Raw genomic sequence first — 383 nt, forward strand, 5'->3', positions numbered from 1 at the left:
CCAGGTACTTCTAAATCTTTAATAGCTCCATCAATCTTACTTTTAACTTTTAATCCTGTAACACCTGACATATCTCCATATACCTCTTCTACATCTACATTAGTTACTTCTTCAATGTTTTGTGTATTTTTCATATGCTCTATTGTACTAGGTGCTGCTCTATAAGTATCTCTTCTGTGAACTAAATAAACCTTACTACAAATCTTTGATAAATAAACTGCTTCTTCTAAAGCAGAATCTCCACCACCAATAACAGCTACTTCTTTTCCTTTATAAAAGAATCCATCACAAGTAGCACAAGTTGATATTCCTCTACCAAAGAACTCATCTTCTCCTTTAAATCCAGCACGTCTTGGAACAGAACCAGTAGCTAATAAAACAGC

The 383-nt window shown here is 33.9% G+C and carries 1 protein-coding gene; it reads right to left on the minus strand.

What is annotated here, in order from left to right; translation table 11 throughout:
- Positions 1-383: NAD(P)/FAD-dependent oxidoreductase (locus CP960_RS13030; protein WP_165777368.1), on the minus strand; the 383-nt coding region annotated here is incomplete at both ends.

Origin of the sequence: Malaciobacter halophilus (genome assembly GCF_002837275.1) — a bacterium.
In the GTDB taxonomy this organism is placed as follows: Bacteria; Campylobacterota; Campylobacteria; order Campylobacterales; family Arcobacteraceae; genus Malaciobacter; species Malaciobacter halophilus.